The sequence below is a fragment of the Methylobacterium sp. XJLW genome, assembly GCF_003254375.1.
GTDB classification, from domain to species: Bacteria; Pseudomonadota; Alphaproteobacteria; order Rhizobiales; family Beijerinckiaceae; genus Methylobacterium; species Methylobacterium fujisawaense.
Genome location: NZ_CP016429.1, coordinates 1549938 through 1572916, shown reverse-complemented (window position 1 = coordinate 1572916; position 22979 = coordinate 1549938). Strand labels below are relative to the sequence as shown.

The window sequence follows — 22979 nt, the reverse complement described above, 5'->3', positions numbered from 1 at the left end:
GCTCTCCTGGGGCATATGTCGGCCTTCGACGCCCTCGACCGGGTGGTGCGGACGTTCCGTCGCCACGGCATCGCGCTCCCTGTGGTCGGCATGAACGCGGCGACGGCAAGCCGGGTCGAGCGGATCGGCCCGCACGACAAGCCCGGGGCGGCCTGCGCGGTCGGCGGCCCTTGATCCGACCGAAGGCTATCCGCGCGCGGGCTGGCGGTTCGTGAGGATGCTCGCCCGGCGCGCTGCTTACGGTAATCGGATCGCTCCCGGCCCCGAGGGGGCATTCGGCGCACGATTCCTGTCCGGCTTACGGGAGATGGCCAGAGCGTCCAAAGCGCGGCGATCCGTCGGTCTGTCTGCGAGAGCGGCTTGGAAGGGGGCGCGGGCACTTGCCTGCCCTATGCCGACATGCTCCCAATCACCGGGCGCGGACGGCCACGATCAAGACGCCCTCGATCCGACTGGCTGTCGGGGGCGAAAGACTGGCCTTGTCGTTGTAGAGGAAGGCCGCATGGTAGATCTCATGCGAAATAAGGCAAACGTGATCGCGTTCTACGAGCTGATGTTCAATGAGTGCCGTCCGCGTGAAGCAATCGAGCGGTATGCCGGCGACACTTACATCCAGCACAACCCGCATGTGGCCACGGGCAAAGACGGCTTCATCGCCTATTTCGAGCGCATGGCGCGTGAGTGGCCGGGGAAGCGGGTGTCGGTGAAGCGGGCAATTGCCGAGGGCGATATGGTCGTGCTGCATTGCCATCAGCACTGGCCGGGCGACCACGATTACGCGGCCGTGGACCTTTTCCGTCTCGATGAGAACGGCCGGATCGTAGAGCACTGGGACGTGCTGCAGATCCTGCCTGAGGCCTCAGCCAACCCCAACGGGATGTTTTGAACGGCGACACTCGCCTCCGCATCGGCGTGCCGCACGATTCGAGGCCGGCATGCGGGCGCGTCGCGCGGGCGCTGCGGCGGGTCGTGAGCGGATGGGTGGCCTCGTCCGCTTCCGCACAAGGCTGCGTGGGGGCGGACGGGCAGGCCCCCCCCCTGGCTGTCGATCCAGGGGGCTGGTTCGGGTATGAGCCTCGCGACCGGGGCGGTGACATCAGCCCCGGTCGCGATCGGCGGGTCCTGTGGCGCTGGGATGCGTGCCAGGGCCCGCCGCCCTTGAGGCTCGTTGGCTACGGCTTGTTGGCTGGGGCCGGGTTGGTCGTCGTCGCCGGAGGCGCCGGGTTTGCCGGTGCGGTGCTGGCAGGCGGCGGAGGAGGCGGGGGTGTCTCGGCCTTCTTCTCGTCTTTGCAGGCCGTGAGCGCGAGCAGGCCGACGAGCGGCAGCAGATAGCCAATACGCATGAGCGTTCCTCCTGTTTGGACCGGGTAGGCGGTAAGGAACGTCACCCGACCGCTGTTCGATCCGGCGCGCGGTGATCCCGGCCCCGCGCCTGATGCCGGTTCATCATGGGTATGGTCGCGGCTGCCCACCGCCACCGGTCTGATTTGGATGTCCCGCGAGACCATCCGGAACAATTCTCTCACCCCGTTCCATCATCGCAGACCGCCAAATCGGGACGGCACGGAGCGGGGATCGCGAGATTCTGCTTCGGGCCGGAAACAGGCGCGGCGACGACGTCCGCGGCCCTGAATTCTTGCCCGAAGGCGGACCGGGGGAAACCCACCCCGAGCGGTCGCTCCGTTCCCCACCCATGGGGCCTAGGGAAGGCTGTCATGCCTTCCCGGGAGCAGCGCGCCTCGCCCTGGTCCCGAGCAATCCGGTTCAGGTGGATGGGCGCTTCAACGGTCTTCGGCGCTCTTCATGCGCAGGCGCCGACGCGTTATACGGCAGCGCTTGAGGTCTGATGTGTTCAGGACGTGCCCAGGTGCCGGACTATGAGGAAGAAGCCCGCATCATTCGCGAGCTGACGCGGGCGGGCGCCGGACCAGACCCTTTCTCGTCGGCCGTTCGCGCCACGCGCATGCCGATGCTCATCACCGACCCGCGACAAGACGACAACCCGATCGTCTTCGCCAACGCGGCCTTCACGCGGCTGACGGGCTATGGACGCGACGCCATCATCGGGCGGAACTGCCGCTTCCTGCAGGGACCTGCGACCGACCGGGCGGACGTCGCGCGCTTGAGGAGCGCGATCGACAGCAGGACGCCGATCGAACTCGACCTCCTGAACTATAAGAAGGACGGCTCGACATTCTGGAACCGCCTCCTCGTCTCTCCCGTGTTCGGGGAAGACGGTCAGCTCACCTACTTCTTTGCGTCCCAGTTCGATGTCACCCTGGAGCGTGAACGTCTGGTTCGCCTCCAGCGCGACCGCCTTGATCTGGAGGCGGAGGTCGCGCGGCGCAATGTCGAGTTGCAGGCGAGCGAGGAGCGCCTGCGCTTTGCCCTCGAGGCGGGGCAGCTTGGAAGCTGGAGCATCAACCTCGACACGGGGCATCTGACGGCGTCCGACAGCTGCAAGGCGATCTGCGGACGCCAGCCCGACGAGCCGCTGAGTCTCGAAGAACTGCGCGCCTCCATCCACCCGGACGATCGTGCGGTCCAGCAGGACGCGATTGAGCAGGCGATCGCGAACCGGTCGCTTCTCGACGCCGAGTATCGCCTGACGACGCCCGCCGGTCAGGAGCGATGGGTCCAGATTCGGGGGAAGGCGCATTACCGGGCCGACGGGACGCCGATCCTGATCACGGGAACATCGCAGGACATCACGGACCGTCGGGCGGTTCAGAGCCATCGCGCGCTGCTGACCCGCGAACTCCACCATCGCATGCAGAACACGCTGGCCTCGCTGCAAGCCGTCGTCTCGCAGACCATGCGGCGCGCCAACTCGCTGCAGGACGCCGCCGCGACGCTGACGGCGCGCATCCAGGCGATGTCGGCCGCCAATACCCTTCTGATCACGGAGGATTTCGGCAGCGTCTCGATGCAGGGCCTCATCATGCGTTCGCTCGCTCCCTTCGGGGTCGAAGACGGCGACCGCTTTCAGCTCTCGGGACCGGATCTGCGCCTGCCCCCACAGGTTGTCGTCGCCTACGCCCTGGCACTCCATGAGCTGGCGACCAACTCGACCAAGTACGGCGCGTTGTCTGTCGCCGCGGGTGTGGTCGACGTGGCGTGGAGCGTTCAGGGCGGGAAAGAGCCTCCGCTCCTCCATATTCGCTGGCAGGAGCGCGGAGGTCCCCCTGTCGTGGCCCCGCGGCAGACGAGCTTCGGAACCCAGCTGATCAAGCGCGTTTTGGCCACGGAGATCGGTGGGCGGGTCGATATCGACTACCGCGCCGAGGGCGTCGTCTTCACAGCCGTCGCCCCGTTGGCGAACGCCGACCGGGATGACCGCGCTCAGACCGAATAGCGCCGTCCGCCGGCCATCCGGTTCCTGCCCCGGGCGGACCGTCGTCGGCCCGAGCGACCCGGCTTTCGGTTGAGGGACCGCGGGAGCCACGTCCGACCTCGGGCGTTGCATGACGGGCCGTGGCGTCGAACACGGTCGCCGGTTCGATCCCGAGGTGCCGCCATGGTCGCGATCCCCAATCCGTCGCCGGATGCGCAGGACGATCACCCCGAGGCGGATCTGGACCGGGTGAACGACCTCCTCGCCGTCTGGGCGGCCCGCTCCGCCGCCGAGAGCGCCGCGCTCATCGAGCGGTTCGAGGCGATGGGCTACGAGGTCCGGGACAAGTCCGAGGACGAGATCGCCGAGATCCTCCATCGGGCACCGACCCGTGCCGCGCGAAAGACCGCGGCGCGATAGCTGAGAGTTGTAGGTAAAAAAACCTTGAAATTCTGAGTTTTCCTGATATGGTGGCCCCTCGGTGCGTCCGTGGTGAACCATACGGAACAAAACATGAACAAACCTTTCAAGGGTGGCCGCGTGGCTTCGGCGCAGGCGCGGCCGCGCGGCGCCGGACCTGGGGATCTGCCGGCGGATGCGTGCCGCCTTCTGGCGCGACTGGGCGAGGCGGGCGCCGATGCGCGGCCCGATCCCCTGGTTGAGGATGCGCTGGTGATCCGGCGCAGCGGCGGCGGTGTCTCGGTGGGGGGCGGGCGCTTCGCGGCCGCGGACGGCCGGGCTCTGGCCGCGGCCGATCTGGCGACGTGGAACGAGGCCGGCACGCGGCTGACGATCACGGAGGCCGGGCGGGCGCGCCTGCGCCGGCAGGCCATGCCGGGCGATCTGGCCTTCGCGGCCCAGCACCACGACCTCGCCGTCGTGGTGGGGGTGGTGCGGGGCCGACCCTCCGCAACGCTGCCGAGAACCCCCTGGCCTGGATGGTGCGCCGACGCGACCGGGACGGCACGCCGCTCATCGACGCGGCGGCGTTCGAGGCCGGAGAGCGGCTGCGGCGGGACATGACCGCCGCCGCGTTGCTGCCGCGCATGGGCTCGGATTTCGGGGCCCCCCGGGTCGATGGCGGCGGTCCCCGCGACCCGGCCAGCGCGGCCGACCACGTGATCGCGGCCCGGCAACGGGTGCGCGGGGCCCTCGATGCGGTCGGGAGCGACCTGTCGGGCCTGCTGATCGACCTCTGCGGTTTCCTCAAGGGCCTGGAGCGGATCGAGGCCGAGCGGCGCTGGCCGGCCCGCTCGGCCAAGGTCGTGGCCCGCATCGCCCTGGGGCGGCTGGCCGAGCATTACGGGCTGGAGCGGGAGGCGACGGGGCCCGATCGGGGCCGCCTGCGCCTCTGGCGGGGGTGAGGCCCCTCAGGCCCCGGCGGCGAGCCGGACCGCGTCGCGGTGGATGCGTTCCGCCATCGCCCGCACGCCGTTGGAGCGCTTCGAGGTCACGTGGGCGCCGAAGCGGAGCTGCCGGAACAGGTCGAGGCCGTCGGTCTCGGCGGCCTCCCGGGGCGTCTTGCCGGTGTAGAGCGCCACCATCAGCGCCACGAAGCCGCGGACGATGAACGAATCGCTGAAGCCGTGGAGGACGAGGCGCGGCGTGCCGTCGGACGGCTCCGCCTTCGTGTCGATCCAGACCTGGCTCTCGCAGCCATGGACGCGGTTCGCCTCGGTCCGCTCCGACTCGGGCATCGGCGGCAGGGCGCGGCCCAGCTCGATCAGATACTCAAGCCGCATGTCGTCGTCTTCGACGATCTCGAAATTCTCGATGATGGTGTCGATCGGAGGAAGCATGCTCGGCCGGGTCCGGTAGGGTCCACGCCGCTATAGGCCGACCGCGCCGTCATGGCGACGGGGCCCGGCGACGCGGTCGCTCATTGCGCGGCGGGGCGGGTCGGCGGCAGGGTCAGCCACAGGGGATCGCCTGGGCTGGCATCGCCCGACACGCTGATCTCGGCCTGGGCCGCGTAGGCGGCGATGAGGCGGGGGCCGAGCTTCGGGACGTTCGACCGGCCGGAATCGGCCATCTCGCTCACCCCGGAGACGATCGACAGGCGCGCCGGGAGGCCGGACTCGATGTCGATGGCGATGGAGCAGGCGACGTGCTCGGCCGTGGCGTCCAGGCACTCGGCGACGATCTCGGCGACGATCATCCCGAGGGCGTTGGCGGTACGCGGCTCCACGAGGCCGTTCCCCGAGCCGCCGACATGGACGCTGATCCGCCCGGCCCGCCGGAGCTGCCCGAGCCCGGAGGCGAGGCGGTGGAGGTAGTCCTTGAGGTCGATCGACGCGATGTGCGGCGCCTCATGGAGATGTTGCTGCACCAGCGCGATCGCCCGGACCCGCTGGCCCAGGGCCTCGAAGCTGCCCCGGCAGGCATCCGGCGCCGCCCGGCCGTAGAGGCCGATCAGGCTGACCATCACTTGGAGGTTGTTGCGGACCCGGTGGTAGACCTCGGCCAGCAGCGCCTCCTTCTCGGCCAGCGCGTGCTCGATATGCTCCTCCGCGTGCTTGCGGTCGGTGATGTCGAAGCAGGAGCCGAGATAGCCCTGGAACCGGCCATCCTCCATGAGGGGGCGGGCCGTGTCGAGCAGCCAGCGGTACTCGCCGTCGTGCCGCCGCAGCCGGAACTCGACGGTGAACGGCGCCCGCGCCTCGAAGGCCTCGGCGACGATCCGGGCATGCCGGTCGAAATCCTCGGGATGCAGTCCGCTGCGCCAGCCGAGCCCGAGTTCCGCCTCAAGGGGGCGTCCGGTGAATTCCAGCCAGCACTCGTTGTGGTGGATCGCGTGACCGGCCTCGTCCGAGCGCCACATCATCAGGGGCACGACGTCGGCGAATCGCTTGAAGCTGTCGCTCAGGGCAGCGGCTTCCGCGGTCCCCTGTGCCGGACCCCGACCAGGATCCCCCGAGGGGCCGTTATCCGGCGGTTGTGCCGCGCCGGACCCTGGTGGCTCACCGACCATTCTGTACCCGATTCACTTTGACGAACTGCGTAAAAGGCGATGCCTGCGTGCGGATGGCGCCGGTCAACGTGTCGACCGGACGGCCGTTCCGGTCTTCCACCGCCTTCAACAGCGCACTTTCGGCGACGATAGCCGCGATACCTTTCGAGCCCGTTCCGCGCCCCGCCGCCCTGCGCGCCCGAACCGGGGCGCACGGCCGGACCGCACGCGCCGGCGAGCCGGTCGGGCAGACCGGCCATCATGCGGGAGCGACAACTTGTGAGTGACGATGAGATAACTTTAGATAGTTCGTGACGCGATGCTCTGGTTGTGTCTGATGGTGTTTGACACAACCTTGAGGGCGCCGTGCTGCCTGCCCCGATCGCGACCGTTCCCATTCTCCGCCGGAGGGGCGCCGGTGGCGACGCCAGCCGGTGGCGGATCACGCTGCGGCCCAGAGCCTTCCGCCGGGGCGCTGCCCGCTGGTGCGCCCTCGGTGGCTGCCTCCTCCTCGCCATGGCGGGCAGTGCGACCGCGCGGCCCTTCTCCGAACCGGACGACCGGAACCTCGACCGGCACGGCCATTACCGGAGCCGGGACGGATCCGAGGTCCATCAACCGGCCAAGAGCCTCGACGGCGCCAAACCGGCCGGCGCCACCGCCAAGTGCCGGGACGGGACGTGGAGCTTCAGCCATACCCATCGCGGCACCTGCTCCCGCCACGGCGGCGTCGCCCGGTGGGAAGGCTGAAGCCCAGGGCGAGCTCTGCCTTAAATCCTATTCCGGGCCAAGAATAGGAATTTGCGCTTGACACCGTCGCGCTGCCCGTGTATCAACACGGCACGGTCGAGACGTGTGCGGAGAGACGCCGATGTGGCCACCTCCTCCCAGCAGGGCGGATAGCCGCGCCGAGGCCCTGAAGCTTCTCCGAGAGACCGATCTGCCGTTCGACGCGATCAGCGCCCGCCTCGGTGTCCATCCGAGCACGGTCCGCACCTGGAACGTCCGGGCCGGCTGGCTGAGACCGCGGAAGCATCGGCCCAGGCTCCTGACGGCGCGGTGGCCGGCGGCGCGTCGGGCGGCGCTGATCCGCCTGCTCTGCACCCCGGGCGCCGATCCCGGCGACGTCACCGAGATCCTGGGACTCGGCCGGCTCGATGCCGCGATGCTGGCCTCGGCCTTCGGGGCGGATCTGCCGCCGACTTTGATCCGGCGCGGCGACCCGGCGACCGATCCGGCGACCCTGCGGACGCATCTGCGCGCCCACATCCTCCGGCAGATCGCCGCCTTCGACGCGACGCTGAGCGGGGTGGGGCCGGCCGCGCGCGACTCCGCCCGGATCCTGCGCGACCTCGGCGGGCTCAAGCGGCTCCTCGACACGGTGGATGCGGACAGGGCGCGGAGCGCGGGGGAGGAGGGGGGCGATGGGAGCGAACCCGACCTGCCCGCCCTGCGCGCGGAGATCGCGCGACGCTATGCTGGCTTTGTCGGCGGCCGGACGGCTGCCTGACTTCCTCGGGACCCTGCCTCAGGACCTGCTCCGGGCCCTGGCCGGCGACTGGCTGCATCAGGCCCGGCCCGATCAGCTGCCGCCGCCCGAGCCCTGGACCACCTGGGCGGTGATCGGCGGCCGCGGCAGCGGCAAGACCCGCACCGGGGCCGAGTGGGTCGACGCCCTCGCCCGGGGCGATCCGGCCTTCACCGAGGACCCGATCGGACGGATCGCGCTCGTGGGCGAGACCCATCTCGACGTGCGCGACGTGATGGTCGACGGTCCCTCGGGACTCCTCGGCCTGCCGGCGCGGGGGCGCGCCCGCCCGGTCTGGTCGCCGAGCCGCCGCCGCATCGAGTGGAGCAACGGTGCGGTCGCGCTGGCCTTCTCGGCTGAGGAGCCGGACGCCCTGCGCGGTCCGCAATTCGGCGCCGCGTGGTGCGACGAGGCCGCCAAATGGCGCCGGCCGGACGCCGCCTTCGACATGCTGCAATTCGGCCTGCGCTGTCAGGAGCGCGTTTAACATGCCCCAAATAGGGTTTAACGTCCCCCGGTTGACGGAATAGGCTACCCCTTCGCCCTTGCAACCCGAGTTGAAGCAGTGCCATCGCCTGCCGCGCCGTTCGAATAAGCTACCCCCAAACGCGGTGCTTGGGGCTATCTCCGACCTGTATGCAAGCCATTCGCTGACCTTCCCGGCTCCTCGCCCAGACCAAGGCCGGACGCATCGGGCCGTGGAGCGTCAAGCTCGCCTTCACGGCCGATTCGGAGTTCGCACGTGAGCGGGGGCGCCCTGAGCGTGTCGATTGACCTCGGTCCTGACGCGTCGATATCCCAGCGCCCTCTCACGGGACCTGACACGGAGTCTAGGCCTCAAGCCGGGCGATATGAGGCTCGTCTGAGCGACCCAGCCCCCCCCCCCGGCCCGTTCAGTACAGGCGCCAGGCTCCAGCCTGCTTCCTGGCCTTCTTCAGGCGGCGCAGGCTCCTGATCGCGCGGACGAGCTTCTTGGCCTGACGCTTCTCGCAGGTCTCGATGACTGGCCGACCGGCGACCTTGACCATGAAGTGCCCGTCGGCCGCCTTTTCCTTGGTGACGTAGTGCATGGTCGGCCTCCTGTCGTTCGGGGCTCGGACGTCGAGCGGCCTGTCTCCGGGGTAAGTGCATGCGGCGACGAAGGGCGCGCGGACGCCCGGGGTGCTTGGAATCGGAGATGGACACGCGGGCGGGCGTCGCAACCCGGCTCCCGCCTTCGTGATCCTCACCGAAGCGGCGTCCGCCTCAACGACCTGACGCTCCCTGGGCCGCGATCTCCGCGGCCGCCCGGTCGAGATCCCGTTCGAAGCGAGGATCGCGGAACAGCACCTCCGCGATGACGGCCGCGGCGATCTTCCCGGCTTCGAGGTCTGACGGGAAATGGGTTCCGGCAATCATGCGGTTCTCCCCGTAGGAGGCCGCGAACGCGAACAGCGACTGGCGTTTCTCGGGCACGAGGCGCGACAACACCGTGGCCGCGAGATACCCGAACGTGGCGTGCCCACTCGGATAGGACGTGCTGTCGGAGCGATGGCCGAACGTGGCGAGGTCCGGCTTCACCTTATAGGGGCGCGGCCGGGCGATGGTGGCCTTGGCCGCCAGCACGGCGAGTTCGCCGTCTTGGAACACATGCTCGATCAGCGCTGCGGTGACCGGCATCGTCTCCGCCGTGAAGGCCGGGCCGAGCACACCGGTGAAGCGGTCGAGGGTGCACGGCAGGTTCGCGGTGATGCGGCGCTCGTCCTCGGGCGTGCGGGCACGGACGGCGGCTTCCACGGTCTGCAAGTCCACCTTGGCTGCTTCCAAACCGGCCTCGGGCGGGGGCGGTAGGACGCGCTGGAGCGCCATCGCCTCCGGGTCGATGTAGGTGCTGCGCAGCGTCCCGGCGGCGGCGGCAGGCAGGGCAAGGGACAGGACCACCGCCAGCGTCGCAGTGAATCGCTGGCAGCCCCTGACGAAGTTCCGATGTTTCACCGCCCCTCCTCACGCCGTGTCAGGTCGTACCGCCCGCAGTCACGTCGCCGGCCAGCTCCAAGGCTTTCCCGGGGGCGGTCTCCGGCAGCATCACCACGAGCACCCCGAGCGCGACCGCCGCGACGGCGGCGCACGCGAGATAGGCGGCATCGAACCCCGCCTGCTGGACCAAGGTTCCGGCGATCACGAACGATAGGGAAGCGCCCGCGCCCTGAACGGTCCCGATCAGGCCGTGGGCGGCGTTGTAGCGGCCGGTCCCGCGGGTGATGTCGGCCATCACCAAGGGCTTCACCGCACTGAGCAGGCCGGCGCCGACGCCGTCGAGGCACTGGACCGCGATCAGCCAATACGGGTCGCGCCAGACGAGATAAAGCAAGGCGCGCATGGGCAGCGCGGCGAAGCAGATCACGAGAAGAGGCTTACGGCCCCAATGTTCGGCCCGGCGGCCGACGATGAGCCCCATCGGCACCATAACCGCCTGCGCGCCGACGATGCAGACGGACACGATGACGGACGACCAGTCAGGGCGCGCTTGCCCGATCTCCTGAGCGACAAGGGTCAGCAGCGGCGCGTTAGCAAGATGGAAAAGACCCACGCAGGCGGCGAAGATCATGAGCGGCCGGCAGGTCAGCAGGGCTCGCCATCCGGCCGGGGCTTGTTCGCCTTCACCCTCGCCGCCACCGCGGGCTCGACGCGCGTCGATGGCACCTCGCGGGATCGAGTAGAGCGCCGCGGCCGAGACGATGGCGCAGGCCGGGACCAAGAGGAAGACCGCCCGGTCCGGGAACAGCCAACCGACGAGCCCGATTAGCACGGCGATGGCGACGTTCCCGGTCCGCTCCAGTGCGGCGTTGCGGCCGAAGCGCCGGGCGAGCCTGTCGGCCGGGAAAAGGCCGAGGGTCAGCGTTGCGATGGCCGGGCTCAGCATGCCCCCGACGGCGGCTAACACGCAGGAAGCCGCGAGCACGGGCCAGAACTGCGGGAAGAGCGCGACGAGGAGCGTGGCCAGCGAGAGCGCGACCAGGGCGCCGAGCAGGATGACTCGCTTGTCCCGCACTGCGTCGATGGCCGTCCCGATGGGTGTCTGAGCCACGATGCCGACGATGCCTGACACCGTGCTGACCAGTCCGACCGAGGCGTCGTCCCATCCGCGATGCACGTAGAGGTAGACGTTGAGGTAGGGCTTGATCGCCCCGTTCACGTCGATCAGCAGGAAGTTCAGGAGATCGAGAGGTCTGGAGATGGGCTTTCGCACCTGGGCGGCAGGCTGCCCGTCATCCTCGCCGCTGTCCTGCTCCACGTGGTCGGCCTCCCTTTCAAACTCACCTAGGGCGTCGCCGAACCAAACCGAATGAGGGAGCTATCCGCGGGCATGAACGATTTGCAGCCGTGCTCGACCCGGTGATCACGGACGGGGCGCTCGCCGTATGACCGCTCGGGGTGGGAAGCAGCTTGGCTGCTTTCGGTCGCAAGACGTTCTAAAGCGGACCTAGGATGAATCGCCGTCTCCGGATGGACGGTCCTGAGGGTCCCCCGGATTTTGGTCCGGCCGGAAGGTGAGCTTCCGGATCTCATTCGGCGGCCTGCAGGGCCGCCGCTAGGGCGAATTCCTGGGGTGTTCGCCACCCCAGGGCGGTGTGAGGACGGCTCTCGTTGTAGTGCCGCCGCCACGTCTCGATCTTGCTCCTCGCGTCGGCCAACGACAAGAACCAGTTCGCGTTCAGGCACTCGTCGCGCAGCCGGCCGTTGAACGACTCGACCAGCGCGTTGTCGGTCGGCTTGCCGGGCCGTGAGAAGTCCAACGTGACACCGTTCTCGTAGGCCCAGCGGTCGAGGGCTTTCGAGACGAACTCAGGCCCGTTATCGACCTGAATCGCGCATGGTGCTCCGCGCAGCAGCGCCAAGCGGCCGACGACAGCCACGACCTGTTCGCCTTTGATGCCCTGGTCGACCTCGATCGCCAGAGCCTCGCGCGTGAATGCATCGACGACCGTCAGGGCCCGCAGCCGGCGGCCGTCGAACAGCGCGTCGGAGACGAAGTCCATCGACCAGCGTTCGTTCGGCCGGAGCGCAGCAGGCTGACGCTCACGGTGTGCCGCGCTGACGTGCCGGCGCGGCCGCTTGAGCCGCAGGCTGAGGCCCTCATCCCTGTAGAGGCGGTGGACCCTCTTGTGATTCACCCGCCAACCTTCCCGGCGCAGCAGGATGTAGATCCGGAAGTACCCGTAGCGCACCCGGCTCTTGGCCAGATCACAGATGCGCATCCGCAGCGGTGCCTGATCGGGCTTGGTCGAGCGGTAGCGGACGCCCGACCGACCGACGCCGAGCGCGGCGCAGCCGCGCCGCTCGCTCACCCCGTGCGCCTCCTGAACCTGGTGCACGAGCTCGCGTCGCCGAGCAGGCGTCAGAGCTTTTTTGCGAGCACGTCCTGCAGGATGTGCTTGTCGAGGCTCAGATCGGCAACCAGCTGCTTGAGCTTGCGGTTCTCGTCCTCAAGCTGCTTCAGCCGCCGCAGCTCGCCTGTGCCCAAGCCGCCGTAGAGCTTCTTCCAGCGGTAAAACGTCTGTTCGGAGATGCCCATCCGGCGCAGCACCTCCGCGACCGGTGTCCCGGTCTCGGCCTGCTTCAGCGCGAAGGCGATCTGCTCTTCGGTGAACCTGCTCTTCTTCACGGCTCTGCTCCTCCCCTCAGGGGCTCACACAACCGGAAAACTCGCACTCACGCCGGACCAAAGCGATGGGGGGACGTCAGTCCAACCCATCTCAGGGTCGAAGTTCGTTAAAGCCGGATGCCGTTTTCATCAGAGGCGATGCGACCGACGCGAAAGTGCGTTGCCTTGGGAGACAGAGTGATTCACGATCGCAAAGCCCCAATCACGCGACGTCTCGTGCTGGTCCGGCATGGCCAGAGCGTAGCCAACCGATCCGGTCTGTTCACGGGATTGCTGGACTCGCCCTTGACCGAGCAGGGTCGGATAGAAGCCGTGGCAGCCGGGCGGCGTTTGGCCGAGCGCAGCTGGCGCTTTTCCGATGCCTTCACCTCGACGCTGACGCGGGCCGTCGTGAGCGGCCGGCTTATCCTCGATACGCTCGGGCAACCCGGATTAATCCCTCAACGCTTCGCCGCGCTCGACGAGCGAGACTACGGCGACCTCAGCGGGCTCGACAAGACCGCCGCCGATGCGCGCTGGGGGGCGGAGCGGATCGAGACCTGGCGGCGCTCCTACGCCGAGGCGCCGCCGAACGGTGAGAGCCTGCGCGATACCGTCGCCCGCATCGTGCCATGCTACCTCCGATCCATCCTACCGGCGGTCATGGGCGGGGACGTGCTCGTCGTCGCCCACGGTAATTGCCTGCGGGCGCTCGTTATGGCGCTCGACGACCTCAGCCCGGCGGAGGTCGAGCAACTCGAACTCGCGACGGGCTCCGTCAGGATCTATGAGTTTGCTGCGGACACGACGATCGAGGCCCGCTGGATCGACGGTTGAATCCGCCTGTAGGCCCCCAAGAATGGGTCGCCTCACGCTTCGAAGGGATCCCCATTTGATCTAATTAAGTGATTGGAATTATCTAATCATTCCGTTGGAGTGAATGAAAGGGAAGTGGGATTCTCCGGCATCACATCGGAGCCACCCATGTCCGCCCCCAGACTTGTCTCCCACCCTCGATCGATGCGTGCCCTGGCCGGCACGAGAGCCATCCTTCCAGGACTGGGCCTCTGCGTGGCAGTTACCGCCGCAGCGGTCGGCTTCGAAGCCGTCGAGACGCACCTGTTCGGTCGCGCTTGGCTCGAAGCCCTGGTGCTGGCGATCCTCCTCGGGAGCGCGATCCGCACCGCCTGGACCCCGTCGCAGCGTTTCTTTCCCGGCATCGCCTTCGGGGCCAAGACCGTGCTGGAGATCGCGGTCGTAATGCTAGGCGCGTCGCTCAGCCTCGCGACGATCCTCGCCGCCGGCCCGGGCCTGCTCTTCGGCATCGCGGGCGTCGTCGTGGTCGCGATCCTGTCGAGCTACGGCATCGGCCGGGCGCTCGGACTGCATTCGCGCATGGCGATCCTCGTCGCCTGCGGCAACTCGATCTGCGGCAACTCGGCGATCGCCGCCACCGCCCCGGTGATCGGCGCCGACGGCGAGGACGTCGCCGCCTCCATCGCCTTCACCGCGGTGCTGGGCGTGCTGGTGGTGCTCGGCCTGCCGCTGCTGGTGCCGCTGCTCGGCCTGTCGCCGATGCAGTACGGCGTGCTCGCCGGCCTCACCGTCTACGCCGTGCCGCAGGTCCTCGCCGCCACCGCGCCGGTCGCGGCGCTCAGCGTCCAGGTCGGAACCCTGGTGAAGCTCGTCCGGGTGCTGATGCTCGGGCCGGTCGTTCTGATGCTCTCCCTCGGCGCGAGCCGGCTGCGCGAGGAGACCGACGAGGCCGCCCCCGGCGTCACAACCGGCGACCGCCCGGCCCCCGGCGGCCTCGCGATCCACCGCCTGGTGCCGTGGTTCATCCTCGCCTTCCTGGCGCTCGCGGGACTCCGCTCGGCCGGGCTGATCCCGCAAGTCGCGCTCGCGCCGATGTCGGAGACCGCCAACGTGCTGACCGTAGTCTCGATGGCGGCACTCGGCCTCGGGGTCGACGTGCGCAGCGTCGCCAAGGCCGGGGCGCGGGTGACCCTCGCTGTGGTCGCCTCGCTCCTTGCCCTCGGCGCCGTCAGCCTCGGCCTGATCCATGTGCTCGGCCTCGTCTGATCCACGCTATGGCATCGATCCGACCCCTTGATGGAAGAATTGCCGTGACACGTTCGTCCCAATCTTCATCCGAGGCAGTCGCGCAGGCGACGGGATGGTTGATGGGGCCGGGTCGCGAAGCGGTGGACGCGGCAGCCCTTCTCGATGGGTTCAGTGCGTGCCTCTCGGGGCTTGGCCTGCCGCTGGCCCGCGCCACCACCCACGCGCCGACCCTGCATCCGTCGTTCCGGTGGGTGATGCGCGTCTGGCATCCAGGAACGTCGAGCCTAGCCCTGCGTCGCCGCCACGGCATCGAGGGCACGCCGACCTTCCACGGCAACACCGTCGAGCACGTGGTCGAGACGCGGACCCCACTCCAATGCCGTCTCGACGGGGATGGGCCGCTGCCGTTTCCCGTGCTTGGCGAGCTTCGCAACGAGGGTCTGACCGACTACCTCATCGCGCCGCTGCATGCCGCGCGTGGACGCATGGGTGCCGCCTCCTGGGCCACGGCGAGACCGGGCGGCTTCACGCCGATCGAGATCGAGACGTTGCTAGCGCTGGTCGAGCCGTTCTCGCTGCTGTTCGAAATCAAGGCGCTCGACGACATGCTTGGCGCGGTCCTGAGCGCCTATGTCGGGCGCGACCCGGCGCGGCAAATCCTGGCCGGCACAGTGCGGCGCGGCGACGTACGCCTCATGCGGGCCGCGATGATGCTGACCGATCTGCGCGGGTTCGGTGAACTGTCCGACCGGCAAAGCCCCGACCATGTCGTGGCCGCCCTCAACCGGATGTTCGATGCCATCGTGCCGGCCGTCGAGGCGGAAGGCGGCGAGGTGCTAAAGTATATTGGTGACGGGCTGCTGGCCGTGTTCGATGCCGATCGCGACGAGGCCGAGGCGCGCCGTGCCGCCTTGCGTGCCGCCGAGGCCGCACTCGATGCGCTTGCGACCCTGCGCGACGGTGACAGGGCTGCCTTTGAGGTCGGCGTCGCACTTCATGTTGGGGAGGTCGCCTACGGCAATATCGGCGGCGGCGACCGGGTCGACTTCACGGCGATCGGCCGCGATCTCAACGTGCTCGCTCGCGTCGAGCGCCTGTGCAAGACCTACGACACGCCGCTGATCGCCACCGACACCTTCCTCCACGGCCTGGCGCATGCCCTCGAACCGCTCGGCATTGTCGCCCTTCGCGGTTTCGCCGAGCGTCACGCCTTGTTCGGGTGTCGCAGGACCGCGCCTGTCGAAGCACCGGCGGTCTGACGTCGAGACGATATCTGGCACCACCGGCGCGGAGATCCAAAATTCTCAAATCATCGCATTGGGAGATCGTTCGCATCGCGAAAGACCGTTGGTGGGAATTAAACGCATCCCGTAGCATCTCCCTAGTCGCAAGGAATCGCCACGGGTCCGGTGCCCTCGAACGCATCGACGCCGACGAACTTTGAAGGGAGAGACCATGCACGGATTGGAAAGACCGACGAACCGCCGCCTCCTGTTGGGCGGGCTCGGGCTCGGCAGCCTTGCCGCCGCGATGCCGGCCTGGGCCGCGGGCTCGGTGAAGCTGCCGCTACCCGGCGGCCCGGATGTGCGGGATCTCACGACGGCCTTTCCCGGCAAGGGCGAGATGATCCTCCAGCGTACCCATCCGCCGCTGCTGGAGACGCCGTTTGCGGTGTTCGATGAGGGCGTGTTCACCCCCAACGACCGCTTCTACGTGCGCTGGCACTGGGCCTCGATCCCAACCGAGGTTGATGCCGGCACCTTCCGTCTCAAGGTCCACGGTCATGTCGAGAAGGAGCTCTCGCTCTCCCTCGATGCCATCGCCGGCCTGCCGCGCTTCGAGATCGCCGCGGTCAACCAGTGCTCGGGCAACTCCCGCGGGCTGTTCGAGCCGCGGGTTCCCGGCGCGCAATGGGCCAACGGCTCGATGGGAAACGCCCGCTGGACCGGGGTGCGCCTCAAGGACGTGCTCGAAAAGGCCGGGGTGAAGGCCGGTGCCGTGCAGGTGCGCTTCAGCGGCCTCGATGAGCCGGTCGTGGACGACGCGCCGGACTTCAAGAAGTCGCTCGATCTCGACCACGCCTACGACGGTGAGGTGATGATCGCCTACGCGATGAACGGCGAGCAATTGCCGCTTCTCAACGGCTTCCCGCTTCGCCTCGTGGTGCCGGGCTGGTACTCGACCTACTGGGTCAAGATGTTGTCGGAGATCGAGGTGCTGGACAAGCCCGACGACCAGTACTGGATGAAGACCGCCTACCGCATCCCGGACGTGCCGGGCGCCAACATCAAGCCCGGCCAGACCGGCTTCAAGACGGTGCCGATCAACAAGATGGTACCGCGCTCGTTCGTCACCAACCTGCAGGATGGCGCCAAGGTGACGGCCGGCGCGCCGGTGGCGTTGCGCGGCATCGCTTTCGGCGGCGATTGCGGGGTGAAGGCGGTCGACTTCTCCGGCGACGGCGGCGCGACGTGGTTTCCAGCACAGCTCGGCGCGGACGAGGGCCCCTACAGCTTCCGCCGCTTCGAGGGCAGCCTGCCGGCGTTGGCCGCCGGCACCCACACGGTGAAGGTCCGCTGCACCAACACCAACGGCGTCGCGCAGCCCACGGACCGGGTCTGGAACGGGGCCGGCTTCATGCAGAACGGTATAGAAACCGTGTCCTTCCAGGCCGCTTGAGGAGAACAGCCATGACCCCGATCCGCTCTGCAGCCCTCAGCGTCGCGCTCATACTGTCTCCCCTGGTGGCGCTCGCCGCCCCGGCTCCCGAGCCGATGCGCTTCACCTCGCAATCGATCGAGATGCCGACCTCCGACCGGATCTTCCCCGACGGGCCCGGGGCCGAGGCGGTCAACAACAACTGCCTCGCCTGCCATTCGGCCGGGATGGTGTTGACCCAGCCCAAGCTCACGAAGGCGCAGTGGACCGAGACCGTGAACAAGATGGTCCACATCTACAAGGCTCCGGTCGATCAGGCCGACGTGCAGACCATCGTCGACTACCTCACGGCGTTGAAGCCGACCCCCTGAACTCCCGAATCCCGAGGCCGCCGCGTTTTTTCGCCGGCCTCGGGGAATAGACCGCCCTCGCTGGCATCTCCTTAAGGCGATGCATGGCCGGACCGGTCCCGCACGACGCAATCCGATTTCGAACCCGCCCGCACGGCTGGCCCCGGCCGCCGAACGAGCGCGCATGCCCAAGAGACCCGCTTCATGACCCATATCCGCACCAGTCTCCGCGCCTTCCTCGCCGGAGCTGCCTTGCTTCTCGCCCAGGGCCAGCCCGGGTCCGCCGCTGGTTTCGACGGCGCGATCAAGAACAACGCCTTGGCGCTGAACGCTGCCGGGACCGTCGCCGCTGTATCGAACAGCGAGGAGAGCGCCGTCGTCGTCTACGACGTCGCCAAGGGCACGGTGCTGCGCCGCCTCGACGGCTTCGTCACGCCGCGCAACATCGTGTTCGCGCCGGACGGCGCCCGCTTCTACGTCTCCGACAGCGGCACCGGCCGGATCACGGTCTACGAGACCGCCACCGGCAAGGAAGCCGGCGTTCTCGCCGCCGGGCCCGGGGTCTTCGGCACCGTGCTCTCGGCCGACGGGGGCAAGCTCTACGTCAACAACGAGGCCGCGAGCACGCTGACCGTGTTCGACACCAAGACTATGCTGGCAGATGCCGTGATTCCCGGCTTCGCGCAGCCGCGCCAGGGCGTGAAGCTGTCGCCCGACGGCAAGACCGTGTTCGTGACGAACTTCCTCGGCGACAAAATCACGTTGGTCGATACCGCCACCAACAAGATCACCGGCGAGATCGCTGGGTTCGACAAGCTGCGCGCCATCTCGATCACCAAGGACGGCAAGACGCTGTTTGCCGCCAACAGCGGCCGCAATACCATCGGCGTGGTCGATATCGCCGCCCGCAAAGTCACCTCCGAGGTGGAGGTGGGCAAGGACCCCTACGGAGCCGCACTGACACCGGACGGTCGCTTCGTCTATTCCGGCAACCTCAAGGACAACTCACTCTCAGTGATCGACACCGGCACCCTCAAGGTTGTCGCCACGGTGACCGGCCTGAACGAGCCGCGCCAGGCGATCGCGTTCTCGGCCGACAACGCCCGCGCCTACGTCCTCAACCGCGATCTCAGCGTCGCCGTGGTCGATCGCGCGAAGAATGCGGTGGTCTCGACAATGAAGCCCTGAGGCGACGCGCGCCGGGGGCCTTATCGCCCCCGGCGCGTTCTCGTCGTCGACATGTCAAGTACGCAGGACAAAGACCCCATGCTCCGCCTGTTCCAGCGCAAGGACCGCCTCATCGTCCACGGAAAGGCGCCCTACAACGCCGAGCCGCCGCTCGATCGCCTGCGGGCGGCGTTCCTCACCGAACAGGCCGACTTCTACGTCCGCAGCCACGGCGACATCCCGGACCTCGACGCCGACAGCTACCGCCTGACGGTAGATGGCATGGTCACCATGCCGCTCGAACTCTCCCTCGCGGAACTCAAGGCGCGCTTTGCGCACGCCACCGTCACGGCGGTGATGCAATGCGCCGGCAACAGACGGGCCGACATGCTGGCGGTGGCGCCGATCTCCGGTGACCCGTGGGCGCCCGGTGCCATCGGCAACGCGGAATGGACCGGCGTGCGGCTCGCCGAGGTGCTGCGCGCGGCCGGCATCGATGCAGATGAAGAGCGCTACGTCGCCTTCGAGAGCCACGACCGGATCGCGGACACGGACACGCGCTTCGGCGCCTCGATCCCTCTCGCCAAGGCGCTGGCGCCCGAGACGCTGCTTGCCTTCGCGATGAACGGCGAGCCTCTCGCCCCCGAGCACGGCCATCCGTTGCGCGTGGTGGTGCCGGGATTTGCCGGCATCCGCAGCCCGAAATGGCTCGCCCGGATCACGGTGCAGGACCGGCCCTCCGACAACCCGATGCAGGCCGACGACTACAAGCTGTTTCCGCCCGACGTGACGGCCGAGACCGCGGACCCCGCCCACGGCATCACCATCGAGGCGATGCCGCTCAACAGCGCGATCTGCGAGCCCGCCCGCGGCGCGGCGTTGAAGGCCGGCCGGCACGCGATCCGCGGCTATGCCATCGCCAGCGACCGCGCGGTCGCCCGCGTCGACGTCTCGACGGATGGCGGCCGCAGCTGGGCGCAGGCCCGGATCGACCGCGATGCCGACGCGCCCTACGCGTGGACATTCTGGGAGATCGAGCGCGAGCTGACGGCCGGCGAGCACGAACTTGCGGTGCGGGCCTGGGACTCCGCCGGCCAGACCCAGCCGGCCGCCCCCGACGACACCTGGAACTACAAGGGCTACCTTAGCGCCGCATGGCACCGGGTGCGGGTCACCGTGGCCTGATCATCACGCCCAGAGCAAGGCGGTGGCCGCGAGGCCCGAGATCGCGATCAGCAAGGCCGCGATCCCGATGGTGAGGATGCGCGGCATCATCGGGATCTCGGCATGGGCGAGACGCGCCCGGATCGCCCGGTCCCGCCATGCGGCGCCGGCGAACGAGGCAAGCGCGCAGCCGATCAACGTGAGCGACAGCACCTTCAGCGGCCAGACCGCCAGCACCTCCCGCAGGAAGCGCTGCGCGGCCAAGCCGACGCCCAGAAAGGCGAGCCCGGTTCGAAGCCACGCCACGAACGTACGCTCGGCTGCCAGCACCGTCCGGTCCTCGGCGAGCCTCACCCGCGGGTCGTCGGGGGGCACTGGTTTCGCGGGCTCGCTCATTTGATGTTCGCCGTCGCGATCAGGTCGAGAAGCGCGTCGGCGGCCCGGCTGCGGTAGCGCTCCTTGTGGCGCAGCACCCGGAACGGCCGGCTCGGTAAGTCGAACGCCGCCCGCACCAGGGTCCCGGTTCGAAGCGCTGCGGCGACCACGGTCTCGGACAGGACGGCGGCCCCGCCCCCGGCCTCGACGGCGGCGCGCACTGCCTCGTTCGAGGGCAGTTCGAGCATGACCCGGAGCTGGGCCGCGGCAAGGCCGGCCGCACCCAGGGTCGCCTCGAAGGCCGAGCGGGTTCCCGATCCCGCTTCGCGCAGCACCCAGTCGGCCCCGGCGAGGTCTTCGGGTGCGAGTGCAGCCGCCCCGGCGAAGGGATGGTTTGGGGCGACCACGAGGACGAGTTTGTCCTGGGCGATGGTCGTGCTTGCGAGCGTCGGGTCGTCCAGCGCCCCCTCGACGAAGCCGAGTTCGGCCTGCCCCGCGCGCACCGCGTCGGCGGCGTCGGTGGTGTTGCCCACCGCCAACCGGATAGCGATCTCAGGGTAGGCCCGGCGGAAGGCGACGAGGTGGCGAGGCAGCCAGTCGCTGGCGATGGTCTGGCTGGCAAAAAGCGCCAGCGTCCCGCGTCGTAGGCCGCTGAGGTCGGCGAGCACAAGTTCGGCGGCCTCGGCCCGGGCGAGCACGGCGCGGGCCTCGACGAGGAACACGCGCCCTGCTTCGGTCAGCTCGATCCCGCGGCCAACCCGGTGAAACAGCTTCGTCGCGTGCCGCCCCTCGATGTTGGCGATCGCCGTGCTGACCGCCGACTGGACGAGGTTCAGCGCCTCGGCGGCCCGCGTCACGTGCTGTCGCTCGGCCACCGCCACGAAGATGCGAAGCTGATCGAGGGTCATGGCTGCCGACGATCCGGCGCGAGGTCGCGGACGTGCGCATCGACCGCCTGCGCGACGGAGAGCAGCCGGGCCTCGTCGGTGCGGCCGGTGACGACGTATGACATGCCACCATCGACCCAGGAGAAGGCAGCGATGTCGCCCTCGCGGGCGAAGCGGAAGAGCGTGCGGCCGTCGCCGTCACCGACGCGGCTGTAGAGCGTCAGCCGGGTGCCGCGGTCGTCGTCGTACATCAACATCGCCGCGGGCTCGGTGCCGGCCGGCAACAGGCGCCCGCCCATCAGCCGGAAGCCCTGCGCCGAGAGGTCGGGGGCCGCGACCGCGTGACCGAGACGCTTCGAGAGCCACGTCACGAGGTGGGGCTTCTCGTCGGCGCGCACCTCCACCGGATGCACCGCCTCGACCACGAAGGTGCGGAAGGCTGCGACCGCGTCCTGCGTCGCCGGTGCCTCCGCCACCGCCGCCGCCGCGGGCACACCGTGCAGGGCATGGCCAACCCAGCCGCCGGCACTGCCGAGCGCGAGGCAGAGCACGGCCGCAGCCGCCATGGGGAACCAGCGTGCGCCAGGGTACAGGTGTCGCGAGCGGATGTTGGCCACCCGCAGTCGCGCCGGGATCGCCTCCTCGGCGATCGGCGCGAGGCGGGCGCGCAGGCGCTCGCGCAGAACTCGGTCCGTCGAGACTTCAGCCGCACGCGCGGGGTTCCCCACGAGCCACGCCTCGACCAGCGCCTGCCGCTCCGGTTCAAGGCGGCCGTCGATCAGGCCGTGCAGATCGTCCTCGCCGACCGGGCGCGGATCCCCGCTCATTTAACCCTCCTCAGCAGGCCTGTCCGGCCCGTCTCCACAAATCCGCGCATCCGCGTGCGCGCCCGGCTCAATCGTGACATCACCGTGCCGAGCGGCACCCCGAGCACCTGTGCCGCTTCGGCATAGGACAGGTCCTCCACCGCCACGAGGAGCAACACCGAGCGCTGCTCCTCGGGCAGGGTGTCGAGCCCTGCGAGTACGTCACGGGCTCCCAAAGCTGCCCCCGGGTCGGCGCTCGGATCGGGCACCTGCTCCAACACTTCCGCGCCGAGATCGGCGCCGCGCCGGCCCCGGCGTCGGACGGCGGCGAGGAACAGGTTGCGCTCGATCGTGAACAACCACGCCCGCAGGTCGCCGTCGCGGCGACGCCCGGACCAGGCGGACAATGCCCGCTCCAGGGTGTCCTGGACGAGGTCGTCCGCCGCTTCGCGATCCCGAAGAAGCGCGACCGCGTAGCGCCGCAGGGCCGGGATCTGCGGTTCGATCAGGGGGGCGATCTCGTCCAACGACGTGTCCCAATCAGAGGGAGCCGATCCGGGCATTCACCGATCAGGGCTTTGCGATGTGCCACGCACCGTTGAGGAAGCCGTCACCGGTGGTGTCGCCCGGCTTGGTGTCCTTGGCGAAGGTGTAGAGCGGCTTGCCCTTGTAGGCCCACTGCATCGTGCCGTCGTCCCGGGTCACCGTCGTCCAATCGCCGGAGGCCGCCGATCCGGAGGCAGCCGTCAGGGCCGGCCAGTTGGCGGCGCAGGGGCCGTTGCACATCGACTTGCCGCCCATGTCCTTGTCAAAGGTGTAGAGGGTCATGCTCTTGGCATCCACGAGCGCCGGCCCCTTGGCGGTCTCGGCCGTCATGGCGGGCGCGGCGGCCTGGGCGGCCACGGCGGAGAAGGCGATAGCCGCGAAGGCGGTGCGGATCAGCAGATTGCGCATGGGTGAAGTCTCCCGCGGTCGAGCATGACCGCATCGGGAGGGATGCGAAACGGGCGCCTTTATTCCGCTGACACACGAAAAAAGGCGATCCCATCGGCGCGAACGCTTTTTCGGCCCC

Annotated in this window: 25 protein-coding genes and 2 pseudogenes; 15 read left to right on the top strand and 12 right to left on the bottom strand. The window is 69.0% G+C overall.

From position 1 onward, the window contains the following. Window positions 1-15: 15 nt before the first annotated feature. Window positions 16-174: a hypothetical protein gene (locus tag A3862_RS31455; protein ID WP_158498480.1), complete on the top strand. Its 159-nt coding sequence runs from the start codon at window positions 16-18 to the stop codon at window positions 172-174. Between the two features lie 328 nt (window positions 175-502). Next, window positions 503-886, top strand: coding sequence for a nuclear transport factor 2 family protein (locus tag A3862_RS07265; protein ID WP_043760103.1), 384 nt, complete (start codon window positions 503-505; stop codon window positions 884-886). Between the two features lie 286 nt (window positions 887-1172). Here the strand turns inward: A3862_RS07265 and A3862_RS31450 are convergent, their stop codons facing one another. After that, entirely contained in the window at window positions 1173-1343 is a 171-nt protein-coding gene (locus tag A3862_RS31450) for a hypothetical protein (protein WP_164706349.1), read from the bottom strand. A 524-nt stretch (window positions 1344-1867) separates the two neighbouring features. On the opposite strand from A3862_RS31450, the gene A3862_RS07260 reads away from it, so the two are divergent. From A3862_RS07260 to A3862_RS07250, 3 genes and pseudogenes are all read left to right on the top strand, one after another. Further along, window positions 1868-3355: a PAS domain-containing protein gene (locus tag A3862_RS07260; protein ID WP_052083755.1), complete on the top strand. Its 1488-nt coding sequence runs from the start codon at window positions 1868-1870 to the stop codon at window positions 3353-3355. 162 nt (window positions 3356-3517) lie between these two features. Next, window positions 3518-3754: a hypothetical protein gene (locus A3862_RS07255; protein WP_052083757.1), complete on the top strand. Its 237-nt coding sequence runs from the start codon at window positions 3518-3520 to the stop codon at window positions 3752-3754. A 93-nt stretch (window positions 3755-3847) separates the two neighbouring features. After that, a pseudogene (locus A3862_RS07250) lies at window positions 3848-4698 on the top strand (DUF6456 domain-containing protein). A gap of 6 nt (window positions 4699-4704) precedes the next feature. Here A3862_RS07250 and A3862_RS07245 read toward each other — a convergent pair. Both A3862_RS07245 and A3862_RS07240 read right to left on the bottom strand, forming a co-directional pair. Next, window positions 4705-5133 (bottom strand): SufE family protein, encoded by a 429-nt coding sequence (locus A3862_RS07245; RefSeq protein WP_043355266.1) that lies wholly within the window; start codon window positions 5131-5133, stop codon window positions 4705-4707. A gap of 80 nt (window positions 5134-5213) precedes the next feature. Continuing rightward, window positions 5214-6305, bottom strand: a complete 1092-nt coding sequence (locus tag A3862_RS07240) for a sensor histidine kinase (RefSeq protein ID WP_170861828.1) — start codon at window positions 6303-6305, stop codon at window positions 5214-5216. Between the two features lie 345 nt (window positions 6306-6650). On the opposite strand from A3862_RS07240, the gene A3862_RS31995 reads away from it, so the two are divergent. The 3 genes and pseudogenes from A3862_RS31995 to A3862_RS07225 all read left to right on the top strand — a co-directional run. Further along, entirely contained in the window at window positions 6651-7034 is a 384-nt protein-coding gene (locus A3862_RS31995; RefSeq protein WP_236961838.1) for a DUF3761 domain-containing protein, read from the top strand. A 121-nt stretch (window positions 7035-7155) separates the two neighbouring features. Then, a complete protein-coding gene (locus tag A3862_RS07230) occupies window positions 7156-7794 on the top strand; it encodes a helix-turn-helix domain-containing protein (RefSeq protein WP_043760106.1) in 639 nt (212 codons plus the stop codon). Further along, window positions 7760-8293: pseudogene (locus A3862_RS07225) on the top strand (terminase large subunit domain-containing protein); the annotation flags it as partial. The gene A3862_RS07230 and the pseudogene A3862_RS07225, both read left to right, overlap by 35 nt. A 412-nt stretch (window positions 8294-8705) precedes the next feature. On the opposite strand, the gene A3862_RS31445 reads toward A3862_RS07225, so the two are convergent. The 4 genes from A3862_RS31445 to A3862_RS07210 all read right to left on the bottom strand — a co-directional run bounded on the left by A3862_RS31445 (window position 8706) and on the right by A3862_RS07210 (window position 12457). Then, window positions 8706-8882: a hypothetical protein gene (locus tag A3862_RS31445; RefSeq protein WP_164706348.1), complete on the bottom strand. Its 177-nt coding sequence runs from the start codon at window positions 8880-8882 to the stop codon at window positions 8706-8708. Between the two features lie 175 nt (window positions 8883-9057). Next, window positions 9058-9786, bottom strand: coding sequence for a phosphatase PAP2 family protein (locus A3862_RS07220; protein ID WP_043074849.1), 729 nt, complete (start codon window positions 9784-9786; stop codon window positions 9058-9060). Window positions 9787-9805: 19 nt separating this feature from the next. Next, window positions 9806-11086 (bottom strand): MFS transporter, encoded by a 1281-nt coding sequence (locus tag A3862_RS07215; protein ID WP_052516962.1) that lies wholly within the window; start codon window positions 11084-11086, stop codon window positions 9806-9808. Between the two features lie 271 nt (window positions 11087-11357). Beyond that, window positions 11358-12457, bottom strand: a protein-coding gene (locus A3862_RS07210) for an IS3-like element ISMex11 family transposase (protein WP_085985478.1) whose coding sequence is annotated in 2 segments (ribosomal slippage) — window positions 11358-12205 and window positions 12205-12457 — 1101 coding nt in all. Because the reading frame shifts where the segments join, the coding sequence is not laid out codon by codon here. Window positions 12458-12658: 201 nt separating this feature from the next. Here A3862_RS07210 and A3862_RS07205 point away from each other — a divergent pair. The 7 genes from A3862_RS07205 to A3862_RS07175 all read left to right on the top strand — a co-directional run bounded on the left by A3862_RS07205 (window position 12659) and on the right by A3862_RS07175 (window position 19860). Beyond that, window positions 12659-13273, top strand: coding sequence for a 2,3-bisphosphoglycerate-dependent phosphoglycerate mutase (locus tag A3862_RS07205; protein WP_193375331.1), 615 nt, complete (start codon window positions 12659-12661; stop codon window positions 13271-13273). 183 nt (window positions 13274-13456) lie between these two features. After that, entirely contained in the window at window positions 13457-14518 is a 1062-nt protein-coding gene (locus A3862_RS07200) for a YeiH family protein (RefSeq protein WP_047170696.1), read from the top strand. A 101-nt stretch (window positions 14519-14619) separates the two neighbouring features. Further along, a complete protein-coding gene (locus A3862_RS07195) occupies window positions 14620-15759 on the top strand; it encodes an adenylate/guanylate cyclase domain-containing protein (protein ID WP_007557758.1) in 1140 nt (379 codons plus the stop codon). 196 nt (window positions 15760-15955) lie between these two features. Next, a complete protein-coding gene (locus A3862_RS07190) occupies window positions 15956-17179 on the top strand; it encodes a molybdopterin-dependent oxidoreductase (RefSeq protein ID WP_043074850.1) in 1224 nt (407 codons plus the stop codon). Window positions 17180-17190: 11 nt separating this feature from the next. Beyond that, window positions 17191-17529: a c-type cytochrome gene (locus tag A3862_RS07185; protein ID WP_007557755.1), complete on the top strand. Its 339-nt coding sequence runs from the start codon at window positions 17191-17193 to the stop codon at window positions 17527-17529. Between the two features lie 183 nt (window positions 17530-17712). Continuing rightward, window positions 17713-18696 (top strand): beta-propeller fold lactonase family protein, encoded by a 984-nt coding sequence (locus tag A3862_RS07180; RefSeq protein WP_007557753.1) that lies wholly within the window; start codon window positions 17713-17715, stop codon window positions 18694-18696. 78 nt (window positions 18697-18774) lie between these two features. After that, window positions 18775-19860: a sulfite oxidase gene (locus A3862_RS07175; protein ID WP_111473459.1), complete on the top strand. Its 1086-nt coding sequence runs from the start codon at window positions 18775-18777 to the stop codon at window positions 19858-19860. Between the two features lie 3 nt (window positions 19861-19863). Here A3862_RS07175 and A3862_RS07170 read toward each other — a convergent pair whose 3' ends face one another. The 5 genes from A3862_RS07170 to A3862_RS07150 are packed head-to-tail and all read right to left on the bottom strand — an operon-like array spanning window position 19864 to window position 22861. Beyond that, window positions 19864-20235 carry a YidH family protein gene (locus A3862_RS07170; RefSeq protein ID WP_007557749.1) on the bottom strand — a complete coding sequence of 124 codons (372 nt, stop codon included), beginning with the start codon at window positions 20233-20235 and terminating at the stop codon, window positions 19864-19866. Then, on the bottom strand, window positions 20232-21122 hold the full coding sequence (locus A3862_RS07165) for a LysR family transcriptional regulator (RefSeq protein ID WP_007557747.1): 891 nt from the start codon (window positions 21120-21122) through the stop codon (window positions 20232-20234). The genes A3862_RS07170 and A3862_RS07165 overlap by 4 nt, the downstream gene beginning before the upstream one ends. Continuing rightward, window positions 21119-21928 (bottom strand): anti-sigma factor family protein, encoded by an 810-nt coding sequence (locus A3862_RS07160; protein ID WP_043074852.1) that lies wholly within the window; start codon window positions 21926-21928, stop codon window positions 21119-21121. The genes A3862_RS07165 and A3862_RS07160 overlap by 4 nt, the downstream gene beginning before the upstream one ends. Further along, on the bottom strand, window positions 21925-22434 hold the full coding sequence (locus A3862_RS07155) for an RNA polymerase sigma factor (protein WP_043074853.1): 510 nt from the start codon (window positions 22432-22434) through the stop codon (window positions 21925-21927). The genes A3862_RS07160 and A3862_RS07155 overlap by 4 nt, the downstream gene beginning before the upstream one ends. A 43-nt stretch (window positions 22435-22477) precedes the next feature. Further along, on the bottom strand, window positions 22478-22861 hold the full coding sequence (locus A3862_RS07150; RefSeq protein WP_007557741.1) for a COG4315 family predicted lipoprotein: 384 nt from the start codon (window positions 22859-22861) through the stop codon (window positions 22478-22480). Between the last annotated feature and the right edge of the window lie 118 nt (window positions 22862-22979).

Coding starts and splice junctions, on each gene's coding strand:
- A3862_RS07190 (WP_043074850.1), top strand. CDS start 15,956: ATGCACGGATTGGAAAGACCGACGAACCGCCGCCTCCTGTTGGGCGGG.
- A3862_RS07200 (WP_047170696.1), top strand. CDS start 13,457: ATGCGTGCCCTGGCCGGCACGAGAGCCATCCTTCCAGGACTGGGCCTC.
- A3862_RS07255 (WP_052083757.1), top strand. CDS start 3,518: ATGGTCGCGATCCCCAATCCGTCGCCGGATGCGCAGGACGATCACCCC.
- A3862_RS07165 (WP_007557747.1), bottom strand. CDS start 21,122: ATGACCCTCGATCAGCTTCGCATCTTCGTGGCGGTGGCCGAGCGACAG.
- A3862_RS31455 (WP_158498480.1), top strand. CDS start 16: ATGTCGGCCTTCGACGCCCTCGACCGGGTGGTGCGGACGTTCCGTCGC.
- A3862_RS31450 (WP_164706349.1), bottom strand. CDS start 1,343: ATGCGTATTGGCTATCTGCTGCCGCTCGTCGGCCTGCTCGCGCTCACG.
- A3862_RS07175 (WP_111473459.1), top strand. CDS start 18,775: ATGCTCCGCCTGTTCCAGCGCAAGGACCGCCTCATCGTCCACGGAAAG.
- A3862_RS07185 (WP_007557755.1), top strand. CDS start 17,191: ATGACCCCGATCCGCTCTGCAGCCCTCAGCGTCGCGCTCATACTGTCT.
- A3862_RS07230 (WP_043760106.1), top strand. CDS start 7,156: ATGTGGCCACCTCCTCCCAGCAGGGCGGATAGCCGCGCCGAGGCCCTG.
- A3862_RS07170 (WP_007557749.1), bottom strand. CDS start 20,235: ATGAGCGAGCCCGCGAAACCAGTGCCCCCCGACGACCCGCGGGTGAGG.
- A3862_RS07240 (WP_170861828.1), bottom strand. CDS start 6,305: ATGGTCGGTGAGCCACCAGGGTCCGGCGCGGCACAACCGCCGGATAAC.
- A3862_RS07265 (WP_043760103.1), top strand. CDS start 503: ATGGTAGATCTCATGCGAAATAAGGCAAACGTGATCGCGTTCTACGAG.
- A3862_RS07180 (WP_007557753.1), top strand. CDS start 17,713: ATGACCCATATCCGCACCAGTCTCCGCGCCTTCCTCGCCGGAGCTGCC.
- A3862_RS07245 (WP_043355266.1), bottom strand. CDS start 5,133: ATGCTTCCTCCGATCGACACCATCATCGAGAATTTCGAGATCGTCGAA.
- A3862_RS31445 (WP_164706348.1), bottom strand. CDS start 8,882: ATGCACTACGTCACCAAGGAAAAGGCGGCCGACGGGCACTTCATGGTC.
- A3862_RS07160 (WP_043074852.1), bottom strand. CDS start 21,928: ATGAGCGGGGATCCGCGCCCGGTCGGCGAGGACGATCTGCACGGCCTG.
- A3862_RS07195 (WP_007557758.1), top strand. CDS start 14,620: ATGGGGCCGGGTCGCGAAGCGGTGGACGCGGCAGCCCTTCTCGATGGG.
- A3862_RS07150 (WP_007557741.1), bottom strand. CDS start 22,861: ATGCGCAATCTGCTGATCCGCACCGCCTTCGCGGCTATCGCCTTCTCC.